At 38.9% G+C, this 17,833-nt stretch carries 17 protein-coding genes and 1 tRNA gene; 6 read left to right on the top strand and 12 right to left on the bottom strand.

The window, feature by feature from the left end:
• The first annotated feature begins 82 nt into the window (after nucleotides 1-82).
• Together rpoN and ACZ5L8_RS14910 are read left to right on the top strand one after the other, a co-directional pair.
• A complete protein-coding gene (gene rpoN / locus ACZ5L8_RS14905; protein WP_464438453.1) occupies nucleotides 83-1,537 on the top strand; it encodes an RNA polymerase factor sigma-54 in 1,455 nt (484 codons plus the stop codon).
• Nucleotides 1,537-2,142: a hypothetical protein gene (locus ACZ5L8_RS14910; RefSeq protein ID WP_464438454.1), complete on the top strand. Its 606-nt coding sequence runs from the start codon at nucleotides 1,537-1,539 to the stop codon at nucleotides 2,140-2,142. The genes rpoN and ACZ5L8_RS14910 overlap by 1 nt, the downstream gene beginning before the upstream one ends.
• On the opposite strand, the gene ACZ5L8_RS14915 is transcribed toward ACZ5L8_RS14910, so the two are convergent.
• The 9 genes from ACZ5L8_RS14915 to ACZ5L8_RS14955 form a co-directional block, all read right to left on the bottom strand.
• Nucleotides 2,137-2,841, bottom strand: coding sequence for a porin family protein (locus tag ACZ5L8_RS14915; RefSeq protein WP_464438455.1), 705 nt, complete (start codon nucleotides 2,839-2,841; stop codon nucleotides 2,137-2,139). The genes ACZ5L8_RS14910 and ACZ5L8_RS14915 overlap by 6 nt on opposite strands.
• A gap of 86 nt (nucleotides 2,842-2,927) precedes the next feature.
• Complete coding sequence (locus tag ACZ5L8_RS14920) at nucleotides 2,928-3,410, bottom strand: ExbD/TolR family protein (protein ID WP_464438456.1); 483 nt, start codon at nucleotides 3,408-3,410, stop codon at nucleotides 2,928-2,930.
• Between the two features lie 19 nt (nucleotides 3,411-3,429).
• Nucleotides 3,430-4,044 (bottom strand): ExbD/TolR family protein, encoded by a 615-nt coding sequence (locus tag ACZ5L8_RS14925; RefSeq protein ID WP_464438458.1) that lies wholly within the window; start codon nucleotides 4,042-4,044, stop codon nucleotides 3,430-3,432.
• Between the two features lie 3 nt (nucleotides 4,045-4,047).
• Nucleotides 4,048-4,491 carry a hypothetical protein gene (locus tag ACZ5L8_RS14930; RefSeq protein WP_464438459.1) on the bottom strand — a complete coding sequence of 148 codons (444 nt, stop codon included), beginning with the start codon at nucleotides 4,489-4,491 and terminating at the stop codon, nucleotides 4,048-4,050.
• A gap of 30 nt (nucleotides 4,492-4,521) precedes the next feature.
• A complete protein-coding gene (locus tag ACZ5L8_RS14935; RefSeq protein ID WP_464438460.1) occupies nucleotides 4,522-5,313 on the bottom strand; it encodes a MotA/TolQ/ExbB proton channel family protein in 792 nt (263 codons plus the stop codon).
• Between the two features lie 74 nt (nucleotides 5,314-5,387).
• Nucleotides 5,388-5,475: transfer RNA gene (locus ACZ5L8_RS14940), tRNA-Ser, on the bottom strand.
• 110 nt (nucleotides 5,476-5,585) lie between these two features.
• Nucleotides 5,586-6,611, bottom strand: coding sequence for an asparaginase (locus ACZ5L8_RS14945; protein ID WP_464438461.1), 1,026 nt, complete (start codon nucleotides 6,609-6,611; stop codon nucleotides 5,586-5,588).
• Nucleotides 6,611-7,738, bottom strand: a complete 1,128-nt coding sequence (locus tag ACZ5L8_RS14950) for a 1-acyl-sn-glycerol-3-phosphate acyltransferase (RefSeq protein WP_464438462.1) — start codon at nucleotides 7,736-7,738, stop codon at nucleotides 6,611-6,613. The genes ACZ5L8_RS14945 and ACZ5L8_RS14950 overlap by 1 nt, the downstream gene beginning before the upstream one ends.
• Before the next feature lie 21 nt (nucleotides 7,739-7,759).
• The gene (locus ACZ5L8_RS14955) at nucleotides 7,760-8,530 is read right to left on the bottom strand and encodes a TatD family hydrolase (RefSeq protein WP_464438463.1); all 771 of its coding nucleotides are present in this window, start codon (nucleotides 8,528-8,530) and stop codon (nucleotides 7,760-7,762) included.
• Nucleotides 8,531-8,638: 108 nt separating this feature from the next.
• Between ACZ5L8_RS14955 and ACZ5L8_RS14960 the strand changes: the two genes are divergently transcribed.
• Complete coding sequence (locus ACZ5L8_RS14960; protein WP_462599840.1) at nucleotides 8,639-9,076, top strand: retropepsin-like aspartic protease; 438 nt, start codon at nucleotides 8,639-8,641, stop codon at nucleotides 9,074-9,076.
• 491 nt (nucleotides 9,077-9,567) lie between these two features.
• Here the strand turns inward: ACZ5L8_RS14960 and ACZ5L8_RS14965 are convergent, their stop codons facing one another.
• Complete coding sequence (locus tag ACZ5L8_RS14965; protein WP_464438464.1) at nucleotides 9,568-10,560, bottom strand: isoaspartyl peptidase/L-asparaginase family protein; 993 nt, start codon at nucleotides 10,558-10,560, stop codon at nucleotides 9,568-9,570.
• 101 nt (nucleotides 10,561-10,661) lie between these two features.
• On the opposite strand from ACZ5L8_RS14965, the gene ACZ5L8_RS14970 reads away from it, so the two are divergent.
• The 3 genes from ACZ5L8_RS14970 (at nucleotide 10,662) to ACZ5L8_RS14980 (ending at nucleotide 14,353) form a co-directional block, all read left to right on the top strand.
• Nucleotides 10,662-11,882 carry a metallophosphoesterase gene (locus ACZ5L8_RS14970; protein ID WP_464438465.1) on the top strand — a complete coding sequence of 407 codons (1,221 nt, stop codon included), beginning with the start codon at nucleotides 10,662-10,664 and terminating at the stop codon, nucleotides 11,880-11,882.
• A 77-nt stretch (nucleotides 11,883-11,959) separates the two neighbouring features.
• A complete protein-coding gene (mgrA, locus tag ACZ5L8_RS14975; protein ID WP_464438466.1) occupies nucleotides 11,960-12,955 on the top strand; it encodes an L-glyceraldehyde 3-phosphate reductase in 996 nt (331 codons plus the stop codon).
• A gap of 3 nt (nucleotides 12,956-12,958) precedes the next feature.
• A complete protein-coding gene (locus ACZ5L8_RS14980) occupies nucleotides 12,959-14,353 on the top strand; it encodes a sialate O-acetylesterase (protein ID WP_464438467.1) in 1,395 nt (464 codons plus the stop codon).
• A 307-nt stretch (nucleotides 14,354-14,660) separates the two neighbouring features.
• On the opposite strand, the gene ACZ5L8_RS14985 is transcribed toward ACZ5L8_RS14980, so the two are convergent.
• The gene (locus ACZ5L8_RS14985; RefSeq protein ID WP_464438468.1) at nucleotides 14,661-15,551 is read right to left on the bottom strand and encodes an alpha/beta hydrolase; all 891 of its coding nucleotides are present in this window, start codon (nucleotides 15,549-15,551) and stop codon (nucleotides 14,661-14,663) included.
• Nucleotides 15,552-15,557: 6 nt separating this feature from the next.
• Nucleotides 15,558-17,825: a beta-glucosidase BglX gene (bglX, locus tag ACZ5L8_RS14990; protein WP_464438469.1), complete on the bottom strand. Its 2,268-nt coding sequence runs from the start codon at nucleotides 17,823-17,825 to the stop codon at nucleotides 15,558-15,560.
• Nucleotides 17,826-17,833: the final 8 nt, after the last annotated feature.

A 17,833-nucleotide genomic window follows, 5' to 3' on the forward strand; every position in this document is an offset into this window, starting at 1 on the left:
TTTTACTTTAAGTGTTAACAAAATATTCGCTTAAGAGTATATGGTCAATTGCGTATTTTTGTGAGGAACACTATTGATATTCATGCTTAAGCAACAATTAAATTTCAAACTTTCACAAAAGCTTTCTCCTCAACAAATACAGTTGATGAAGCTTATTCAACTTCCTACTCAGGCTTTTGAGCAAAGAGTAAAACAGGAACTTGAAGAAAATCCTGCGCTTGATAGTGGGCGAGAAGAAAGTAAAGATGATTATGATGAATTTGATAATTCATCAGATCAAGAGTATGAGTCAGACAGCATAGAAGCAGAGATCAATGTAGATGAGTATTTGTCTGACGACGAAATACCAAACTACAGACTCAATGCTAATAATTACAGTGCTGATGATGAAGATAAGCAAGTGCCTTATGCATCAGGAACTACTTTTACACAGCATTTACAATCACAGTTGAATACCTTCAGATTAGATGAAGAGGAGCGTGAGATCGCAGAGTTTTTGATAGGAAGTGTAGATGAAAGCGGATATTTAAGAAGATCTATCGTTGATATTATGGATGATCTTGCTTTCACGCAAAACATCTATACTACAGAAGATAAAATTGAAAAAGTGCTCGGTTTGGTCCAGAGACTCGATCCTGCAGGCGTAGGCGCGAGAAGTCTTGAAGAATGTTTACTTATTCAGCTCAAGCGAAAAGATGTCACAGAAGCAGTAGAATTGGCTATAGCCATATTAGAAAAGTCTTTTGAGCATTTCAGCAAGAAACATTATCAGAAGCTCATCAGTAAATATGATATTACAGAAGAGCAGTTAAAGGATGCGATAGAAGAAATTTCTCATCTTAATCCTAAACCTGGCAGCTCTTATTCTAGTAACACAAGAGTTGTGGAGCATGTTGTTCCAGATTTTACTATTCGTATTGTAGATGGCGAATTAGAACTTACCTTAAATGGTCGTAACGCTCCAGAAATGCATGTTTCTCGTGAGTACAGCGAGATGATGAAAGGATATAAAGAGTCTAAAGAGAAAAGCAAATCTCAACGTGATGCTGTACTTTTTATTAAGCAAAAGTTAGATGCTGCAAAATGGTTTATTGAAGCCATTCGTCAACGTCAGCAGACGCTTTTTGTGACCATGAGTTCAATTATGCATTATCAGGAAGAGTATTTCCTTACTGGTGATGAGCGTAATTTGCGACCTATGATACTTAAGGACATTGCAGATGAGATCGACATGGATGTTTCAACTGTGTCTCGCGTTGCCAATAGCAAGTATGTAGATACACCGTATGGAATAAAACTTATCAAAGAGTTTTTCAGCGAAAGCATGACAAACGATCAAGGCGAGGAGGTTTCTACCCGCGAGATCAAAAAGATCCTTGAGATCACAATTGAGGAGGAAAATAAAAGAAAGCCGCTTACAGATGATAAGCTAGCAAAGATCTTAAAAGATAAAGGTTATCCTATCGCAAGAAGAACAGTGGCAAAATATAGAGAGCAACTTGATATTCCTGTGGCTCGTTTACGCAAACAGATCTGATGAAAGCATTTCTTAGATCATTTTCCTATATTTTTCATCCGTTATTGATGCCTATGTTAGGCGTTGGTATTTATTTCGTTATTACGAAAAAGTATATCCCAGAATCTTTTCTGTATGCTAAGTTGTTTGCGATAACGATCTTGACCATTGTAGTGCCAATTTTGTTTTTTTTGCTTTTGCGAAATTTACAATTGGTTGAATCAGCCTTTATCCCAAAGGTTAAGCAGCGCAGACTTCCTTTGCTTTGTAACATGGCTTTGACATTGCTAATTCTAAAGATTGTAGTAAATGGCTATGAATTCCCAGAATTGTATTATTTCTTTTTGGGTATTCTAGTTACTTCTGTAATTCTTTTTGTTCTTGCCTTGTTCAAAGTGCGCGCTAGTCTGCATATGGTTGGTTTATCAGGCGTTTTCACCTTTGTAATGGGTCTAAGCATACATTATGCAGAGAATCTTCTTCCTGTGTTAGCTTTGCTTGTATTTTGCTTGGGTTGTACGGCTTCTTCTAGATTGATCTACAAAGCGCATACGGTTCTTGAATTACTTCTAGGAATTGTAGTTGGCTGTCTGCCTCAGATATTTATTTTCTACTATTGGCTATAGAATATAGAAGATCAGACCTAACTTAAAATTATTAAGTTCTAGTGGTTGGTCATCAATTGTTCTTACATTACTATTAAAAAATGGTGTGATGTTGTATTGAAAATAGAAGTTGAAGGTTTCATAACCAAAGCTAAAAGTGGCGGCGTAACGAAGTTTTTCTAGCTCTGGTATATCTGTATTTACTATTCTTGTCGCGGTGTCTTCAAAGTTTGCCTTATGGGCGAAAATGTATCCCAATTGAACTCCACTATATATTCTCCAGAACTTATTTGTGGTAGGCGTACTTGTTCGCCATCTTAACTGTAGCGGAAATTCTACAAGATAAGTTGAAAGCCAGTTTTTGTTATAATCTCGATTGCTCTCAATTATTTCAAAGGTTGTTACCTTGCCTGTAGTTTCACCAATTAAAAGATTCTGGTTATATGTGTTCATGCTAAAACCAGCTCCCAGGCCAATTGCCCAGTTTCTTTTAGCATTGATTGGCATATCTCTTATAGCTCCAAAGTGCAATCCACCACTGAAGCCGTTTTGTTGTAGGTTATCTGGCTTATTAACGAGTAGGTTGAAGGTTACAGCAAGGTAAAATTGATCTTCGCGATATTTGGTGTCAACCAAAGTATCATTTTCAGCAGGTGTAGTTTGAGCCGTGAGCTGAGTTGCTATAAACGCAAGAAGTATAAAAATGATTATCCTTTTCATTGAAAATAAAGGTAGGATAATAAGCTTTAATAAAATAAAAACGCTCCGAATTTCGGAGCGTTTTATAATTAATAAGATCTTAAAATCTAGTCATTGCTGTTAACAGCGTCACCAGATTTAGTAACGTAATTAATTTTAAGAGCATTTGCTTTTCTAAGTTCCTGTTTAATATCAGAAACAAGACCCATATTAGCTTCACCATCCACTTTTAAAGCAGTGGTAAGGTATGGTACAAGCTCTTGTCTTTTACTAGCCCTTTCTTCAAAAATAAAGTTTTGGATTTCTGAAACTGTTGAGATTTTATCATTCAACTGAATTACAGCTTCCGTTCCAAAAGTACTTTGATATCTAGGGCTTGGTGCGCCTGCATAAATATTCATTACTAGATCTTTCTTGTCCAGTTTCTCAATTTGGTCTGCAGTAGGAAGATTGTTTTTAATCATCAACGTGTCATCACGCATTACTGTTGCAACCATAAAGAAAAACAGGAGCATAAAAACGATATCTGGCAATGAAGCCGTGCTGATCGCTGGAAGTTCTCCACCCTTTTTCTTCTTAAATTTTGACATGAGAAAGTGCTTTTAAATATTACTTTTTAGGTTCAGCTTCTGAAAGCTTTTCTGGATACATCTCGCGAATGGTCTCTAACTGCGGCTTGATCTTATTTTTATCAGATTCCGAAGTACGAGCATCATTGTAGCGAGTCTCTAATTCAATGAAAGAGGTTCCATAAAGCCTTTGAGCTTCTCTGTTCCTAAGTTCATTATATGCAGCTACAAGTTCATTCTGTACAGCTATATAGCGCTTGTAAGATGTTGTTCTGTTATTCTGAAGCGAGATAATCGCCTTCTCAGGATTTACAGAAGATGCAGGATCTTTTGATCCCTGGCAATAAGAACATGCGTCATCACCAGTACCAGCACCATTATCTAAAAAAGCTACAGCAGCAGCACGAAGGTCTTTAAGCTCCATTAGTTCGTCTTCAACAAGCAATTCACCATTACCGTTCACCATAACTATAAAGAGGTTTCTCTCTTTAATCTGAGGTGGTGGAGGCATGTTTTCATCCAGTTCAGGCGGAAGCTTACGACTAATACCGCTATCTGTCTCAATTGTTGTTGTTACTAGAAAGAAGATAAGCAGAAGGAAGGCAATGTCTGCCATAGATCCTGCATTAACTTCTGGGGCTGATCTTCTTGCCATAATTTACTTTGCTAATTTTCTAACTCCTGAGAATACCATTGCTCCGACTGCAAGTACAGCTAGTATGTAGAATACATATAGACCAGCCTCTACCCAGCGTACAGCTGTAGCAGAAAGTACTTCACCATCGTCACCTATAGGAGTTTCTTCACCGCTTGCGATACCAAATGAGATACCAACTACAGCTAGGAAGATAACTATACCTATAAGAGCATTTTTAAAGGTCTTAGGATTAGTTAAAATGTTTTTCAATACAAACACTACTACGGACACAAGTATAATTGCAAGTGTAGCATAAGTAATGTAAATGAAAGGAGTCACAAGACTATCCTGTAGATCAGGAGATGCCTCTATTTCTGCGTCGCCTGCCAGGATGATTCTAAGTAGCCAGATAGCTCCAAGAATCGATAGGATGAAGGCAACAATTTTTAATACTTTATGTAACATAATAGACTATGTTTTCTTTAAATGGGTTTCTTACTTTTTGTAACGAACAAGCATGTCGATAAGAGTGATAGATGCATCTTCCATATCGTTAACGATGCTATCAATCTTAGCGATGATGTAGTTATAGAAAATCTGAAGGATAATCGCTACAATAAGACCGAATACAGTTGTAAGAAGTGCTACTTTAATACCACCCGCTACAAGAGAAGGTTGCATGTCACCAGCTGCCTCAATTTTGTCAAATGCCTGGATCATACCAATTACCGTACCCATGAAACCAAGCATCGGTGCAAGTGCGATAAATAATGATACCCAAGATACGTTTTTCTCAAGTTGACCCATTTGTACACCACCGTAAGCTACAACAGCTTTCTCAGCAGCGTCGATACCTTCGTCTACACGGTCAAGACCTTGATAGTAGATAGAAGCTACAGGACCACGAGTGTTACGACAAACTTCTTTAGCAGCTTCAATACCACCACTGTTAAGAGCGTCTTCAACGTCTTGTGCAAGTTTCTTAGTATTTGTAGTTGCAAGGTTTAGATATATAATTCTTTCGATAGCAATCGCAAGACCTAAAATCAAACAAAGAAGTACGATACCCATGAAACCAGGACCCCCTTCAATAAAACGTTTTTTAAGTTCTTGAGTAAAACTTAGCGACTCAGTTTCATCATCTGCTGATGCTTCTGCGGCATCATCCTGAGCTGCGGTTATTACAGTAGAGCTTGCGGTGATAGGTGCGTTAGTACTAGCCTGAGCCGAGTAATTACCTAAAGCCGCTACAGCTGCGATTACCAAAATGGAAAATAATCTTTTCATTGCTATTGATCTTAATAATTAGTTAGTAAAGTGATAAAGATATAAAATAAATTATACAAAAAATTAAAAATTCGCAGAGAGGAAGGGATTCGAACCCTCGATACGCTTTTGACGTATACACACTTTCCAGGCGTGCGCCTTCGACCACTCGGCCACCTCTCTTCTTATGGCTTCTGCCCGAAATGTAATTAGCTACACCTGTTTTTAACGGGTCGCCAATTAACAAAAAATATGTCAAATCCGCAACGCAAAATGGTTTACTTAATAAAAATTTAAACCATTTCTCCCCGTAACGAGGTTTCAAATATAGTCTTAAAGACCTTTGGCGACAAATTTTGACCCAGCAGATACATCATTTTTGTGATCGCTGCTTCTATTGTTAGATCTTTGCCATCTATAATGCCCATATTTTTGAGGTCTGCACTCGTCTCATAATTACCCATTTGAACACTGCCTGATGTGCACTGGGTAATATTAACTACCGGAATTCCTTTTTTGATAATATTTTTCAAATTTTCTAAAAACCATGGCTTAGTTGAGGCGTTTCCGGTGCCAAATGTTAATAAAATTACTCCTTTATATATAGATGATGTTGTTAAAGATTCTAGCATGTTTTGAGTAATTCCAGGATAAAGATGTAATACGAGCACATCTGCAACCATGTTTTTATGCAATTTGAATTTCTTTTTACTTTTTCGCGCTAAAGCGCCATGATCTATTTTAAGATGTAAGCCAGAGTTTACCAGAGCTGGATAGTTAGGAGACTCAAAAGCCTCAAAATATTCAGCACTTATTTTAGTAGAGCGATTGCCTCTATATAGTTTGTACTCAAAGTATAATCCTACTTCGTTAATAATGGATTTTCCTTTTTCGTTTTTTAACGCAGCTAGTTGAACCGAGGTGATAAGATTTTCTTTAGCATCTGTGCGTAAGTCGCCAATGGGTAATTGAGAACCTGTGAGGATTACAGGCTTGCCCAGATTTTCCATCATAAAACTAAGCGCGCTGGCAGTGTAACTCATGGTGTCGCTACCGTGTAGAATTACAAATCCGTCAAATTGCTCATAGTTCTCTTTAATGATACTGCCCATTTTGTACCAATCTTCGGGCTGCATGTTTGAGCTATCTAAGGGCTCGTCAAAAGAAACTGTAGAGATCTCACAGTCTAATAATTTAAGTTCAGGGATTTTTTCAAGGAGATTCTCAAAGTTAAAAACCTTGAGCGCTCCAGTTTCAAAATCTCTGATCATACCTATAGTACCACCAGTATAAATTATTAAGACCTTACTATTACTCATTAATTGTTCTCTCTGTTTTTTACAGGGTTTGCATACATGCTTAAGAAACTTTCTTTCGCAACAGCGTCACTGCAATCTATGCGGCGCTCAAGTCTTCTTTGAAAGTGTCGCATATCTTTTGCTGTGTAGGCATAAGAATATTTGTCTGAATCTGTAAGCAAGTCCATTGCGACATAATTTGATGGCCAAAGTTTATACAATTTGTATATTTCTTTGTCAATAGCACTGGCAAGCGCTTGGAGTTTGTCATTTTCTGAAACGTCCATTGCTTTGATGTTCTCATAAATAGACTCATCAAGTGAGCCTACAGCAATGTGAACGCGCTTCTTTTGGCCTAGAGCCCCCTGTAAAATGCTATTAAAATCTTCATTGTTGCTCTTCACATATTCTACGTCCATATTTTTTGCAACCAGTTCTGGAACCTTTAAAATATCTGTGGGATCAAATTCATAGCTTATCGCCACAGGAACAATATTTAATGTTTTGAGATACGATATTACATCAGTTTCTTTGGCTTTAGCCAAAGCAAGCATTTTTAAAACACCCTGCTGCGTTTTATCATTTCCATCTTTTGTACGGCCTTCTCTTTGAGCTAACCAGATAGATTGCTTTTTCTCCTTAAGAAGATAAAATATGTACTTTGAAAGTATCTGACTACTTCTTAACATCTCGCGCGGAGAAAGACTTCTTTGTACAAGAAAATTGCGATTAAGGCGAGACAAAGCCATTAAAAATGGTTTGTGAACCAAGTTGTCACCTATCGCACTTGCGGTCATTTTTTGCTCATGCTCAAAAAGCGCAACGTTAATAAAGGATGTGTCAAGAATTATATCCCGGTGATTTGACAGATATAGGTAAGAAGTATTTTTATCTAAAGTGTCAAAACCAGAGGTCGAAAGGCCATCAGTACTCTTCTCAAGCACCTTCTGGATGCTATTGTAGATCACCTTTGTCTGAAAATCAAAAATAGAATGGCAACCTGCGAGAATCTCCTTTATTTCTTCAAAACTCTTCTCAGGAAAAGTGAACTGCAAAAGCGCCTTAAACATCGGGTGATTCGCAAATTCTTTTAAGACTTCATTGACTTCGTCGTCGTTGTAGGGTCTTATTTTCTCAAATTCAGTCACTTTTATGATGGTTTAGTTAGGTTATATTGCAAAGATCTCTTTGCAATTTTGTGTCGTTATCTCTGCTATTTTTTCAAGTGGCAAGTTATATATTTCAGCGACTTTTTCAGCAATGTGTCTTATGTATGCACTTTCATTACGCTTACCGCGAAAAGGAGTAGGAGCTAAGTAAGGCGCATCTGTTTCTAGCACGATATGCTCAAGGTCTATCTCATGCAAGAATTTATCGATCTTACCATTCTTAAAAGTGACCACACCGCCTATACCCAGTTTAAGATTATAGGTAAGCGCTTTTTTAGCATTTTCTAATGTGCCGGTGAAACAATGAAAAACGCCTCTAAGTTTTTCGCTTTTTTCAGCTTCTAGCACTTCAAAAACTTCGTCAAAGGCATCTCTACAATGTATTACAATAGGAAGATCGTGCTGTTTTGCCCACTGTATCTGTTTGGCGAAAGCCTGCTTCTGTAGATCAAGGGTAGATTTATCCCAATATAGATCTACGCCTATTTCTCCCACGGCACAAACATCGCCTTCTTGTAAGCGTTGTTCAACATGCGCAAGTTCTTTGTCTATTGACTCTGGCTTAACATGCGTAGGATGTAAACCTGTCATAAGATGCATGATCTCAGGATATGCTTTTTTAAGGTCAAGCATTCTTGTGGTATACTCTGAGTCTATTGCAGGAAGAACAAATTCGTTTATTTTATGCGCTATGGCGTTTTGAATAGCCTGGTCACGATCGCTATCAAAATCTTCACCATATATATGCGTATGGGAATCTATAAAATACATGGGGTAAATTTATAAGTTTAGAAGCGAGCGAATGTAAACTTTAAGATACATTTTGAGGTGTAAAGTTTAATTTCGCAATACTTTTTACTTAAGTTCTATAAAAAAGATATGGCTTCTCTTCGCAGTTTCCTGAAAACCAAAAAATACAAGCGCATAAAATTAAATGAGACAGAGACGGGTCATTTTGTTTTTGATGCAAAGATCAATGGTGTAGAGGGCAAATTTATACTTGATACAGGAGCATCTAATACCTGCGTGGGCTTTGAAGGGATAGAAAAGTTTAAACTTCTTGCTGAAGAAAGTGAAGTTAAAGCTGCCGGCGCTGGCGCGGTAGATATGCTTACACAGCTTTCGCAGAACAATGTGATCGAGATAGGTAAATGGAAAAACAAAAAGAGCAACGTTGTACTTTTTGACCTTAATCATGTAAATACTGCGCTAATTAATCATGGTATTCCCGCTGTAAGCGGAATTATTGGCGCTGATGTATTAAAAAAAGGTAAAGCGATCATTGATTATAAGTTTACCTGCTTCTATTTGAAGTAAAGCCAATATCCATTTTTGATATTTATAAAGAGAGGTAAAACGAATTAGTTAATAATTTACCACTTTTTACTAGTTTTTTTCTAGGTTTCGTTAATTTTTGCTTGTTAATTTTTGGTTAAAAGAATTGTTTTTCGTTAAATTTACTGACACAACTAAAAACTTATAACCCTAAATCCCCTCATAATTATGTATACCTCAATCGTTTTCGAGGTCAGTAGCATGGCCTTGTTAGTAACAACCGCGATGTATTCAATATATCGTCTTTTAAAAGACATGAAGAAAAAGGAGCTTTAAGCTTCTTTTTTTTTTGCGCTATACTTTTGAGGAAAGTTTATTACATAAAGAAAGCCAGCTAAAATAGCTGGCTTTCACCCCAAATCATAATTGATTATTACAAGTCAATTACAACAATTTTTAGCACAAAGTGCTTAAACAAATATATAGTTTTTACTTGTTAAGAAACAAGCATAAAAAGTTTAATTTTTTCAAAATTAATTAGTTATAAAACTTTTTGAGGCAATTGCTTCATTCTTACCATCCTTATATTGCATCATGGTAAATCCAGGATGAATACAATAAGAACCAGTTTCTCCAGCTTTATTCATTGCAACATAAGCTACTTGAAAATCTGTGTATTTTGGATTCTTAGTAACTATTCTATTAACGGCTTCTTCGCACGCTTGTTGTGGAGACATGCCATTTCTCATTAATTCTACAATAAGAAAGCTCCCTACGCTCTTGATCACTTCTTCTCCCATACCGGTTGCAGCTGCTCCACCTATCTCATTATCAATAAAAAGTCCGCTGCCTATTATAGGCGAATCTCCCACGCGACCACGCATTTTATAAGCTAAACCGCTAGTTGTACAAGCGCCGCTAATATCACCGTTTGCATCCATGGCTACCATCCCGATGGTATCGTGGTTTTCGATATTAATGATGGGTTTATAATCTGATGTTTCAAGCCATTTTTTCCATGCTTTCTCAGATTCTTCGGTAAGGAGGTCTTCTCTTGTAAAACCGCTATCTACCGCAAGTTGCTCTGCACCTTCACCTACCATCATTACATGTGGAGTGTCTTCCATTACTTTTCGCGCAAGCGCAGCAACATTTGTGATGTTTTCTACAGCAGCGACAGAACCTGCATTGCCATGCTTATCCATCACGCAGGCATCTAGGGTTACATGACCTTCGCGATCTGGAGCACCACCTTTACCTACGGTGGTGTTTTTTATATTTTCTTCTTCAACCGCAACGCCTAATATCACTGCGTCTAGTGCAGGTTTGCCTTGATCTAGGAGAGCACCACAAGTGGCATTTGCTTTCTCAAAGCGCCAAGTACAGATGCTTACAGGGCCGTTAGATCTTTTCATAGTAGTGTTCTTTTTGTTAGGGCTGGCCTTAAGTTGCGACGTAGATATGAGTCCCATGGAAAGTGCGAGACTTCCCAAGGTGCTGTGGCTTAAAAAATTTCTTCTTTTCATATGGGGAAGATACCGTGTTTAGGTCAAATATGTATAAAATTTCTTTTGGCTGCAGCCAAAAGACCTATGATGTTCTAATTTAGTATCCCTAAAATTTTTCTATGCGTTGGCTCATTTTTATCGTGGCTTACATTCTTGTAGACCTTTATGCTTTTCAAGCATTTAAAACTGTTGTAAAAAATCAATGGTTACACTATTTGTGGCTTGCACTCTCTGTGGCTGTTCTTATAAACTTTATTTACCAGATCAGCACGAAGGATCAAAGTGCGGGCTTAGGTACTGGGTTTATGTATGGTTTTGGGATCTTTCTTGCCTTTTTTGTCTCAAAACTGGTCTTGCTTCTGGTGATGTTTGGTGAAGATATCGTTAGATTTTTTGTGGCGGCAGGGAGATCTATTTTTGTAAGATCTGAGTCCTTCAGCATTCCTGATCGCAGAAAATTTCTGAGTACTGTGGCTTTAGGCTTGGCCGCGATCCCGTTTGCGTCGCTGTTGTATGGTATGTATAAAGGCAAATATCGTTACCGCGTGCTGAAGTATCAGCTAGAGTTTGATGATCTTCCAGAAGCCTTTGATGGGTACACGATCACGCAAGTAAGCGATATTCACAGCGGTAGTTTTGATAATCACGAGAAAGTGGCTTATGGTGTAGACCTTATTAATGAGCAAAAAAGTGATGTGATCCTTTTTACAGGTGACCTTGTAAATAATATGGCTACAGAAATGCACGATTATAAAGATCTTTTTTCAAGCCTTTCGGCGAAAGACGGTGTGTATTCTGTACTAGGTAATCACGATTATGGTGATTATGTAGAATGGGATTCCGCGGAAGCGAAAGAAAAAAACCTGCAAGATCTTATACAGTTAGAGCGAGAAATGGGCTGGGATATCTTGCTTAACGAGAATAGAACGATAAACCGTGGTGAAGAAAAAATTCACTTAGTAGGTGTTGAGAACTGGGGAGCTGGTTTTAAACAAAAAGGTGATCTTGATCTTGCAACCGGTACTCTGGGAGCTGAAGATTTTACTATATTAATGAGTCATGATCCTTCGCACTGGGAAGAAAAGGTGAAAAATGATGCGCGTAATTATCAACTTACCTTAAGTGGACACACGCATGGAATGCAGTTTGGCATTGAAATCTCCGGATTTTTAAAGTGGAGCCCTGTGCAGTACCGCTATAAAAATTGGGCCGGAATTTACAATGAAGGCAAGCGCATGATCAATGTAAATCGTGGATTTGGTTATCTCGCATATCCCGGTAGAGTGGGCATCTGGCCAGAAATCACTGTGATAGAATTAAAGAAAAAAGTAGAAGCATAAAAGATTTATTCTTTTAAATGCTTCTATAAATCAGATACTTATTTATTTTTAACAACCCTAAAATTAAAATATAAATTATGAGCAAATTCAAAGCAGCTGAGGATAGATATGAAAAAATGAAATTCCGTCGTTGCGGAAAAAGCGGTATAGATCTGCCTATGATCTCACTAGGTCTGTGGCATAACTTCGGCGATGTAGACGATTTTGAGAACGGTCGTAGCATTTTAAGAACCGCCTTTGACAATGGCGTGACGCATTTTGACCTTGCTAATAATTATGGGCCTCCTTATGGTACGGCAGAGAAGAACTTCGGGAAGATCTTTGCTCAAGATTTTAAGCAATATCGCGACGAACTTATAATTTCTTCAAAAGCAGGTTGGGATATGTGGCCTGGACCTTATGGTAACTTTGGTTCGCGTAAATATTTGATCGCAAGTCTTGATCAATCGCTGCAACGCATGGGATTAGATTATGTAGATATTTTTTATCACCACCGCCCAGATCCAGACACTCCGCTAGAAGAAACAATGGGCGCGCTAGATCAAATTGTGCGTTCTGGTAAGGCGCTTTACGTTGGCGTTTCTCAGTATGATGATGCGCTTACGCGAAAAGCAGCCAAACTTCTTAAAGACATGGGAACACCATTTCTTATTCATCAACCACGTTACAACATGATGGATCGCTGGGTTGAAGATGGTCTGCTAGATGCGCTTGAAGAAACCGGTCTGGGAAGCATTGTTTTCTCACCGCTTGAACAAGGAATTCTTACTGGCAAATACCTTAATGGTATTCCTGAAGATTCACGAGCAAAAAAAGATGGTAGTTACCTTAATGAAAACCAGATCACCGAAGAAGTAGTTGCTAAAGCTCAAAAATTAAATGCAATTGCTCAAGAGCGTGGTCAAAGTCTTGCACAAATGGCGATCGCATGGTTGCTTAAAGATAAGCGTGTGACATCGGTGCTTGTGGGTGTGAGTAAGGTTTCTCAATTAAAAGACAATATCGCGGCGCTTGATAAACTAGAGTTTTCAAGTAGCGAATTACAAGAAATAGAAACTATTTTAAAAGGATAGATCATGCGATTAAAACATCACCTTCTGGCAGTACTTGCACTTTTTTGTGTCGCTTTCGCGGAAGCGCAACTCAAACTTCCCGTTATTTTTAATGATAACATGGTGCTGCAACGCAATAGCGAAGTGCCGGTTTGGGGATGGGCAACTCCTGGTGAGCAAGTTCATATTGAAGCAAGCTGGCTAGAAGGTGGTGATTTTAATGCAACCGTAAATGACGATGGTAGTTGGAAGATAATCTTGCCTACTAAAGATGGTGCAGATCCTTATGAAATGATCATTAAAGATTCACAGCAAAATGTGGATACTATTTCTAATATTTTGATGGGTGAAGTTTGGTTACTTTCTGGGCAAAGTAATATGGAGTGGAGTGCGAGCGCTGGCATTGATGATGGTGAAGAAGCTATTAAGAATGCTGCAAATTCTAGAATTCGATTTTTTGAAGTGCCGCATTTAACTGCAGATAAAGAGCAAAATGACACGCAAGGGCAGTGGACAGAGAGCACACCAGAAACCATGAAAGAGTTTAGCGCGGCGGGTTACTTTTTTGCAAAAAAGATAAGTGAAGAACTTGATGTTCCCGTTGGGCTTATTGGTTCTTACTGGGGCGGATCGCCAGCAGAGATCTGGATTCCTCAAAGTGCTTTTAAAAAAGATTCATTGCTTGTAGAATCTGCAAGTAAATTGAAAGATCAGCCTTGGTCGCCTATAAAACCTTCTGTGACTTATAATGCGATGATCGCACCTTTAGTGCCATTTGATATTGCTGGAGTTTTATGGTATCAAGGAGAATCTAATACCATTAATGCAGATCATTATGAGCACACATTTTCTCAGCTTATAAGCAGTTGGCGAGAAAAATGGAATAAAGATTTTCCGTTTTATTATGCGCAGATCGCACCTTATAAAGATTATGAAGGCGATTCTGGTGTAAAGATCAGAGATGTTCAACGTCGTGTGCTAGATCTTACCGGTACTGGTATGGTAATGACAAGCGATATAGGTAACCTTGACGATATTCATCCCCGCAATAAAATTGATGTTGGTGAGCGCTTTGCTAATTTGGCTTTAGCCAAATATTATAAAACCCTAAAAGAAACAGTAGATGGACCTTTACCTGAAAAAGCTGTGTATACCGCAAATGGAGTAGAGGTGTATTCTAAAAATCAAAAAGGATTGCATGTGCGCGGGCCAATGCGCAGTATGCTCTTTGAAGTTGCGGGAGAAGATATGCAGTTTAAGCAGGCAATTGCCAAAATCTCTAAAGATAAAATACTATTGCAATCTCCTATAGCTTCGCCTCGATATGTGCGTTACGCTTGGCAAAACGCAGTAGATCCAGATATTTTTAATGCAGCGGGATTGCCCCTTACAAGCTTTATTATTGAAGTAAACAAATAAGGCTCTGCGATCAACAGAGCCTTATCAACAAACCAATAAATCAATAATCTAGCAAAGGGGTACCGCTTATTGCATCGGTGTTCCCCTAAGATTTTTAATATTTTAAAAAGCCCTTTTTTACCTTCAGGCTTTAATTTTTTTGAGAACTGCATCTTTGACTTCATTTGTAAGCAAAGGTTTAAGCGACTATCCTTAGATTTTTACAGTAAATGCATCTTTTTTAGCAAAAGCGTGCATTTTTTAATACTCACAAGCCGTAAATAATGGTATCGCTTCCGCGAAAAGAACAAATACACGTGATCTGATCTTATTCTCTAACCAGTTCCTCAATCTGAATTTCTTCTCCTTTCACAACTACAGTCTCGATGAAATCATGAATCTCATCAGTAAAATTGAAACCTATTCCTGACCATTCATGTTTTCCTCCTGGAGCTCTGTATAAAGCATAAGAAGTATTAAGTTCTTTCAATTTATGGGCTATGGTTTCAGCGCCGTCTAGCATGATAAATCCGGGTTTGTCTGTATCACAAAAGTGATGTGCATCTGTGCCAAAAGGAACTAGATTATCTGCTTCACCATGAATAAAAAGCCCAGGAATTGCCGTGTCTTTATTAATGTAACGTGCATCTGTGATCGCGCCAGCAAATGAAACAGCCGCCGCCACTTTAAAATCCTCAGGAAAAATATCTGAGTAAAATGGATGTCTTTGTTGGTATGCAGCGTGCAAAATGGCTTCTGCTCCTGCGCTGCTTCCTACAAGAATGATCTTTTTTGCATCAAAATTAAAGTCTCCTTTTTTTAAGTATTCAACGGCATCAACTACATCAAGCGCTGCACGTTTAAAGGTTTCCATTTTGTCTGTTGCAGGACAGTCACACCCAAAACCGGTTTTGGTTCCTTTTCGCGTAAGCGCATAATTTATGCTTACTGCTGCGTAACCAAAGGACGCCATTGTTTTTGAGAACTTTATTTCGCCAGGTCCATCTTTTCTTCCGCCTACAAAGCCGCCGCCATAAAGTAAAACCACAAGTGGTCTACTTGCATTGTCTTTTTGAGAAGTGAGCGTGTAAAAGTCTAGATCAAGCGTATCGCTGTATCGATGCGTTGACATCTGGATCTCATCGGTTTTGTTTTGGCCTTGAGCCAAAGAACTTATGAATATGAAAAACAGTGTGATGAAACCCAGAAGTCGTGACATGTGATCTTATTTTAGCGTGAATGACGTTTTAAGCGTAGCCTCGCTGTTACCGCCCACATAAACCTCAAATTGGCCCGGTTCTGCAACAAATTCTAGCGAAGTGTTGTAGAACTTAAGATCTTCTGGTTTTAATGTGATGGTAACGGTTTTGCTTTCACCGCTTTTTAGCATCACTTTTTCAAAACCTTTTAAGGTGCGTAGCGGCGGTGTTATGCTGCGAACTACATCATGAAGATACAATTGAACTACTTCTTCACCGTCAAAATCGCCAGTATTTTTTACAGTCACACTAACATTTATGCTTTCTCCTTGTGCGATTGTTGACTTGTTAACGCCAAGATCGCTGTACTCAAAAGTGGTATAGCTTAAGCCAAAACCAAACGGAATAAGCGGTGTGTTCTCAACATCTAGGTAGTTTGATTTAAACTTTTCCCAGTCTTTTTTAAGCTCAGGGCGGCCGGTGTTTTTCTGACTGTGATAAACCGGGATTTGTCCCACATTTCTTGGCCATGAAGCAGTGATCTTCCCAGACGGATTGTAATCTCCAAAAACTACATCTGCAATCGCATTTCCTGCTTCTACACCAGGATGCCAAACTTGTAAAATATCAACTGGTAGGCTCATCTCTTCTTCAATTGTAAGTGGGCGACCGCTCATTAAAACAAGAACAACAGGTTTGCCGGTTTTTGCCAAAGCTCTGATCAAGACTTTTTGACTTTCAGGGATATTAATGTCTGTTTTGCTAGACGCTTCTCCAGTCATTTCGGTGGCTTCTCCTACAACTGCCACGACAACATCAGATTTCTTTGCTGTCTCAAGTGCTTCTTTTAGCATAGTTTCGGGAGTGCGACTATCAATATCGATACGCGGACCAAAGACGTTTATCTTTTTGGCGAAAGCCTCATCATTAGAAATATTTGCGCCTTTTGCATAATTGATCTCTGCATTAGGAGCAACATTTTTGAATCCGTCGAGAATTGGGATGGCAAGCGTTACATCACCAGTAGGCGCCCAAGTTCCCAGCATGTTGTTTTGGCTATTAGCCAAAGGACCAACCAGCGCGATCTTTGCATCTTTTTTAAGCGGAAGCACGTTGTTGTCATTCTTTAAAAGCACAAACGATTTGCGAGCAGCTTCGCGCGCTAATGCACGGTTCTCTTTGCTAAGAATATCTTTTGCTGGGCGCGATTCATCATTATATCTATATGGATCTTCAAAAAGCCCAAGCTTGTATTTTGCTTCTAGGATTCTGCGGCAAGCCTCTGTAATCTCAACTTCGGTTACTTTGCCTTCAGACAAGGATTTTTTTAAGGTAGTTAGGAATCCTTCACCCACCATATCCATGTCTAATCCTGCTTTTAACGCTTGCGCGGAAACCGCCTGAAGATCACCCAGACCGTGTGCGATCATTTCGTTAAGCGACGTATAATCTGAAACTACAAATCCGCCGAAACCCCATTCTTTGCGCAGTAGATCTGTAAGCAACCATTTGTTACCAGTCGCCGGAACACCATCTACATCATTGAAAGAGCTCATCACACTTGCAACACCAGCATCAACTGCTGCTTTGTAAGGCGGCAAATATTGATTATACATTTTTACACGGCTCATATCAACCGTATTGTAATCACGACCACCTTCTGCTGCGCCGTATAGCGCAAAGTGTTTTACAGTAGCGATCATGGTGTTAGGTGCAGTTAGATCTTCTTGCTGATAACCTGTTACCATCGCCTTCGCAATAGCAGAACCTAAGAATGGATCTTCGCCTGCTCCTTCAGAGATTCTTCCCCAGCGAGGATCGCGAGAAATATCAACCATAGGAGAGAAGTTCCAGTTTATACCATCTGCTGTTGCTTCTTTTGCTGCGGTTTGTGCTGTGCGATTGATCAAATCCATATCCCAAGTCGCTGCAAGACCTAGCGGTAATGGAAATGTGGTTTTATAACCATGAATCACATCTGAACCTATCAATAATGGTATGCCTAGTCTTGTTTGCTCTACCGCGATCTTTTGTGCCATGCGCACTTTATCAGGGCCGGTAACGCCAAAAAGCCCACCTACGTTTCCTGCTTTGATCTTTGCTTCTACGTTCTCACTTACCACAGAGCCGGTTGCAACACCGCCACCAGGAGTAAGCAAATTCAATTGACCTATTTTTTCTTCAATGGTCATCTTCTCTAGCAAAGCTTCAACTTCAGGAATTGAACTTCTGGTCTGCGCTTTCGCCGTAAGGCTTAAAAAAAGCACAGCTATAGGTATGAATATCTTTTTCATTATAGTCG

Source organism: Leeuwenhoekiella obamensis, assembly GCF_055391795.1.

Coding starts and splice junctions, on each gene's coding strand:
- ACZ5L8_RS14955 (WP_464438463.1), bottom strand. CDS start 8,530: ATGTATTTTATAGATTCCCATACGCATATATATGGTGAAGATTTTGAT.
- ACZ5L8_RS14935 (WP_464438460.1), bottom strand. CDS start 5,313: ATGAAAAGATTATTTTCCATTTTGGTAATCGCAGCTGTAGCGGCTTTA.
- ACZ5L8_RS14920 (WP_464438456.1), bottom strand. CDS start 3,410: ATGTCAAAATTTAAGAAGAAAAAGGGTGGAGAACTTCCAGCGATCAGC.
- ACZ5L8_RS14970 (WP_464438465.1), top strand. CDS start 10,662: ATGCGTTGGCTCATTTTTATCGTGGCTTACATTCTTGTAGACCTTTAT.
- rpoN (WP_464438453.1), top strand. CDS start 83: ATGCTTAAGCAACAATTAAATTTCAAACTTTCACAAAAGCTTTCTCCT.
- ACZ5L8_RS14925 (WP_464438458.1), bottom strand. CDS start 4,044: ATGGCAAGAAGATCAGCCCCAGAAGTTAATGCAGGATCTATGGCAGAC.
- ACZ5L8_RS14965 (WP_464438464.1), bottom strand. CDS start 10,560: ATGAAAAGAAGAAATTTTTTAAGCCACAGCACCTTGGGAAGTCTCGCA.
- ACZ5L8_RS14960 (WP_462599840.1), top strand. CDS start 8,639: ATGGCTTCTCTTCGCAGTTTCCTGAAAACCAAAAAATACAAGCGCATA.
- ACZ5L8_RS14945 (WP_464438461.1), bottom strand. CDS start 6,611: ATGAGTAATAGTAAGGTCTTAATAATTTATACTGGTGGTACTATAGGT.
- ACZ5L8_RS14980 (WP_464438467.1), top strand. CDS start 12,959: ATGCGATTAAAACATCACCTTCTGGCAGTACTTGCACTTTTTTGTGTC.
- ACZ5L8_RS14910 (WP_464438454.1), top strand. CDS start 1,537: ATGAAAGCATTTCTTAGATCATTTTCCTATATTTTTCATCCGTTATTG.
- bglX (WP_464438469.1), bottom strand. CDS start 17,825: ATGAAAAAGATATTCATACCTATAGCTGTGCTTTTTTTAAGCCTTACG.
- ACZ5L8_RS14930 (WP_464438459.1), bottom strand. CDS start 4,491: ATGTTACATAAAGTATTAAAAATTGTTGCCTTCATCCTATCGATTCTT.
- ACZ5L8_RS14915 (WP_464438455.1), bottom strand. CDS start 2,841: ATGAAAAGGATAATCATTTTTATACTTCTTGCGTTTATAGCAACTCAG.
- mgrA (WP_464438466.1), top strand. CDS start 11,960: ATGAGCAAATTCAAAGCAGCTGAGGATAGATATGAAAAAATGAAATTC.
- ACZ5L8_RS14985 (WP_464438468.1), bottom strand. CDS start 15,551: ATGTCACGACTTCTGGGTTTCATCACACTGTTTTTCATATTCATAAGT.